Below are 5,016 nucleotides of genomic sequence, written 5' to 3'. Positions count from 1 at the left end.
TGCCGTCCGCGGGCGCGTCGGCGGGCAGCAGCGGCAGCAGGTCGGGGAGCCGGCCGCCGGCGGCGTCGGCGGCGCGCTGCCGCTCCTCGGGCACCGTGCCGTACGTGGTGGTGCGGGGGCGGGAGGGGCGTCCGGCGGCGTCGGCGATGGCCCGCAGCCCCGCCGGTGTCATGTGCGAGCCGTGGGCGGATCCCGCCATGCGGGAGATGGTCTCCTCCATCAGGGTGCCGCCGAGGTCGTTGGCTCCGGACCGGAGCATGGCGGCGGCGCCCTCCGGGCCGAGCTTCACCCAGCTGGTCTGGATGTTGGTGACGAGGGGGTGGAGGAGGAGGCGGGCCATGGCGGTGACGGCGCGGTTGTCGCGGGGAGTGGGGCCGGGCCGGGCGATGCCCGCGAGGTAGACCGGCGCGTTGGTGTGGACGAAGGGCAGCGTCACGAACTCGGTGAACCCGGGGACGCCCGCCTCCTGCGCGGTCCGCTGGATGTCGGCGAGGGTGCGCAGGTGGCCGAGCCAGTGGCGGGGCTGGTCGACGTGGCCGTACATCATCGTGGAGGAGGTGCGCAGACCCAGGCGGTGGGCCGTGGTGACCACCTCGCGCCAGGTGGCGGCGGGGAGTTTGCCCTTGGTGAGGACCCAGCGGACCTCGTCGTCGAGGATCTCCGCGGCGGTGCCGGGGAGCGAGTCGACCCCCGCCTCGCGGGCGGCGGTCAGCCAGTCCTCGATCGACAGCCCGGTGCGGGAGGCGCCGTTGACGACCTCCATCGGGGAGAAGGCGTGGACGTGCATGCCGGGGACGCGTGCCTTCACGGCCCGGGCGATGTCGAAGTAGGCGGTGCCGGGCAGGTCGGGGTGGATGCCGCCCTGCATGCAGACCTCGACGGCACCGACGTCCCATGCCTGGGCGGCGCGGTCGGCGACCTGGTCGAGGGAGAGGGTGTAGGCGTCGGCGTCGGTGCGGCGCTGCGCGAAGGCGCAGAACCGGCAGCCGGTGTAGCAGACGTTGGTGAAGTTGATGTTCCGGGTGACGATCCAGGTGACCTCGTCGCCGACGGTGTCGCGGCGCAGCGCGTCGGCGGTGGCGCTCAGCGCGTCGAGGGCCGGTCCGTCGGCGTGGAGCAGGGCGAGCGCCTGCTCGTCGGTGAGGCGGGTCGGGTCGTCGGCGGCGACGGCCAGGGCGGCGCGGAGCTCCGCGTCGATCCGCTCGGGTGCTGTGGCGGGGCCGGGCAGGCGGTCGGGGACCATCCCGGGGGCGGCGGCCTCGCGCAGCGCCTCCCAGTCGCCGTAGACCTCGTCGAAGTCGGCGCGGCGGTCGCCGGTACGGCCCTCGGTGTCGACGGTGCGGTGCAGGTCGGTGCGGCCGGTGGCCGTCATCGGCTCGTCGGGTTCCTGCCAGGGCAGGCCGCGGGGTGTGACGTCGGGGCGGGCGAGCCCGGTGGCGGGGTCGGCGAGGGCGGCGACATGGGGGCGCAGGCGGGGGTCGAGCCAGGGCTCGCCGCGGCGGACGAACTCGGGGTAGACGGTGAGGCGTTCCGCGAGGTCGAAGCCGGACTCGGCGGTGCGGGCGCGCAGTTCGTCGACGTGGGGCCAGGGGTGCTCGGGCGAGACGTGGTCGGGGGTGACGGGCGAGACGCCGCCCCAGTCGTCGATGCCGGCGCCGATCATGAGGGCGTACTCGCCGGCGACGAGGTTGGGGGGTGCCTGGATGCGGGCGCCGGGGCCGAGGACGACGCGGGTGACGGCGACGGCGGCGGCGAGTTCGTCGAGCCCGGCGTCGGGGACGGCGCGCATCGCGGTGTCGGGCTTGGCACGGAAGTTCTGGACGATCACCTCCTGGATGCCGCCGTAGGCGCGGGCGACGCGGCGCAGCGCGTGGACGGACTCGGCGCGTTCGGTGGGGTTCTCACCGATGCCGATGAGCAGCCCGCTGGTGAAGGGGACGCTGGAGCGCCCGGCGTCCTCAAGAACGCGGAGGCGGACGGCCGGCTCCTTGTCGGGCGAGCCGTGGTGGGGGCCGCCCGGCTCGGACCACAGCCGGGTGGCGGTGGTCTCCAGCATCATGCCCATCGAGGCGGCGACGGGCTTGAGCCGCTGGAAGTCGGTCCAGCTCATGACGCCGGGGTTGAGGTGCGGCAGCAGGCCGGTCTCCTCCAGGACCAGGACGGCCATGGCGCGCAGGTAGGAGAGGGTGTCGTCGTAGCCGTGGGCGTCGAGCCACTCGCGCGCCTCGGGCCAGCGGTCCTCGGGCCGGTCCCCGAGGGTGAAGAGCGCCTCCTTGCAGCCGGCGTCGGCGCCGCGGCGGGCGATCTCCAGCACCTCGTCGGGGCTGAGGTACATGCCGGCGCCGTCGCGGCGGAGCCGTCCGGGGACGGTGACGAAGGTGCAGTAGTGGCAGCGGTCGCGGCAGAGCCGGGTCAGCGGCACGAACGCGTTGCGCGAGTAGGTGATGACCCCGGGGCGGCCCGCGGCCGCCAGGCCGGCGTCCCGCACCCGTGCCGCGGCGGCGCACAGCCGTTCCAGATCGGCGCCGCGGGCCTGGAGCAGGACGGCCGCCTCGGCCACGTCGAGGGTGACGCCGTCCTCGGCCCGACGCAGGGCTCGCCGCATGGCGTTGGCGGTCGGGTACTGGTCAGTAGTGGTCATCGTCCGAGCATACGAGCGGGCGACCGCCGAGGGCAGGTCGCGGGGCCGCAGCTCCGGGGAGCACGGAGCCCACCTGCGTAACTGTGCCATCCGGTTGGTACAGTTACGGCCATGAGGCCGAGCTCGCGACCCCTGATTCTCGACGCCGCGCTCCGCATCACGGAGCGTGAGGGCATCACCCGGCTGACCCTGGAGTCCGTCGCCGAGGAGGCGGGGCTGACCAAGGGCGGCCTGATGTACCACTTCCGGACCCGGGAAGAGCTGCTGCTCGCCATCCAGCAGCACCTGGTCGACACCTGGGAGGAGCAGCTGCGCGGCGAGCTGGGCGGTGCCCCCGAGGAGGCGGACGACCGCGCCCGCGCCGGGGCCTACGTGCGCGCCGACGCCCACGGCAGCGTCAGCAAGGCCGAGTTGGCCTTCCTCGTCGAGGCGGCGGGCAGCACGGCGCCGACCGAACCCTGGCAGCTGATGATCAACCGCTGGGTGCCCGCGCCGCGGTCGTGCGACGACCCGCGGATGGACCTCTTCCTCGCCCGGCTCGCGGCCGACGGCGCCTGGCTCTTCGAGGCCACCAGCGGCACCGCCCTCCCCGAGGACGTCCGCGCCGAGCTGTACCGCCGGATCTCCGGGCTGATCGACGGGCCGCCGACCCCGCCGAACGCCGAACCCGCCTGACCGCGACCGACCGCGCTGCCGCACCCGACCGCGCGCTGCCGCGCCGGGGTCCGGGGGCGCCCCGGCCCCACCGCGACCGCCGCGAACCGCACGACGACCGCGCGCGCCACCGCCGCGCGCGGGGAACGAGGACGCCATGACGCCACGCCGCCGCTGGGCCGTGCTGGCCACCGTCTCCGCCGGGCTGCTGCTGATCTCGGTGGACATGACGGTGCTCTACACCGCCCTCCCCACCCTGACCTCCGACCTCGGCGCGGACGCCTCCGCCAAGCTGTGGATCATCAACGCCTACCCGCTGGTCATGGCCGGGCTGCTGCTCGGCGCCGGAACCCTCGGCGACCGGGTGGGCCACCGCAGGATGTACCTGATCGGCCTGCTCGTCTTCGGCGGTGCCTCCCTGCTCGCGGCGTTCGCACCGGACCCGGCGGTGCTCATCGCCGCCCGCGCGCTGCTCGCGGTCGGCGCCGCCGCGATGATGCCCGCCACGCTCTCCCTGATCCGCACCACCTTCGACGACGAGCGGGAACGCGGCATCGCCATCGGGGTGTGGGGGTCGGTCGCCGTCTGCGGCGCGGCGCTCGGGCCGATCGTCGGCGGCCTGCTGCTGGAGTTCTTCTGGTGGGGGTCGGTCTTCCTCATCAACGTCCCCGTCGTGGTGGCCGCGTTGGCGGCCACCCTGCTGATCGCGCCGAGGAGCAGCGGGCGCGGGGACAAGCCGTGGGACCCGGTCGCCTCGCTGCTGGTCATGGTCGGCCTGGTCGGTCTGGTCTACGCCGTCAAGGAGGTGACGCAGCCGACGCGTTCCCTGCCGGTCGTCGCCCTCGCCCTGCTGGTCTCCGCCCTCGGGTTCTGGCTGTTCGTGCGGCGGCAGAACCGCCGGGAGCACCCGCTGATCGACTTCGCGCTGCTGCGCGACCGCCGCATCATGACCGGCGTGATCGCCGCCGGGCTGGCGATGTTCGCCACCGCCGGGGTGCAACTGGTGCTCACCCAGCGGCTCCAGCTGGTGCTCGGCCTCTCCCCGCTGGAGGCGGGCCTGATCGTCGCCGCGTTCGCGCTCGGGTCGCTGCCCGCCGGCATCCTCGGCGGCGCGCTGCTCCACCGCTGGGGGGTGCGCCCGCTGATGAGCGGGGGCATGGCGGTCGGCGCCATCGGCGTGGCCCTCCTGCTGCTGCTCACCCCGGCCGGTCACGGCTGGCTGCTGCCGGGGCTGGTCCTGGTGGGAGTGGGCGAGGGTGCCGCCATGGTGGCTGCCTCGGTCGCCATCATCAGCAACGCACCCGCGCACCGCGCCGGCATGGCGGCGTCGGTGGAGGAGGTCTCCTACGAGCTGGGCAGCCTCACCGGGGTCGCCGTCCTCGGCAGCGTCCTCACCTCCCTCTACACGGCGACGGTGCGTCTCCCCGACGGGGCGCCGGAGCAGGCGGCCGACAGCCTCGACGAGGCGGTCGCGGAGGCGGCGGCGCTGCCGCCTGCGCAGGGCACCGCACTGCTGGACGCGGCCACCACCGCCTTCGACCGCGGGTACCAGCTGGCGCTCGGCATCACCGCCGCGGCCCTGGTGGCGGGCGCCGTCCACGCCGGCCTCAAGCTGCGCGGGGCACCGGCCACCGCCAGGGCCTTCAGCGGCGAGACGTACAGCACGCGGCAGCGTTTCTCCGGCTCGGCGGGCGGTGGCACCGAGGAGAGCCGGTCGAGGG

At 74.9% G+C, this 5,016-nt stretch carries 2 protein-coding genes and 1 pseudogene; 2 read left to right on the top strand and 1 reads right to left on the bottom strand.

Annotated elements, in window-relative coordinates:
* Positions 1–2,641: bifunctional FO biosynthesis protein CofGH (locus HCN52_RS21730; RefSeq protein ID WP_168090140.1), on the bottom strand; the 2,641-nt coding region annotated here is incomplete at its 3' end.
* A gap of 111 nt (positions 2,642–2,752) precedes the next feature.
* Between HCN52_RS21730 and HCN52_RS21725 the strand changes: the two genes are divergently transcribed.
* A complete protein-coding gene (locus HCN52_RS21725) occupies positions 2,753–3,316 on the top strand; it encodes a TetR/AcrR family transcriptional regulator (RefSeq protein ID WP_168090139.1) in 564 nt (187 codons plus the stop codon).
* A gap of 136 nt (positions 3,317–3,452) precedes the next feature.
* Positions 3,453–4,913 (top strand): annotated as a pseudogene (locus tag HCN52_RS21720) (MFS transporter); the annotation flags it as partial.
* Positions 4,914–5,016: the final 103 nt, after the last annotated feature.

This window comes from Streptomyces bohaiensis (genome assembly GCF_012033785.1).
Classification (GTDB): Bacteria; Actinomycetota; Actinomycetes; order Streptomycetales; family Streptomycetaceae; genus Streptomyces; species Streptomyces bohaiensis.
The sequence above is the reverse complement of the archived record's forward strand: the minus strand, read 5'-3'. Positions and strand labels throughout refer to the sequence as shown.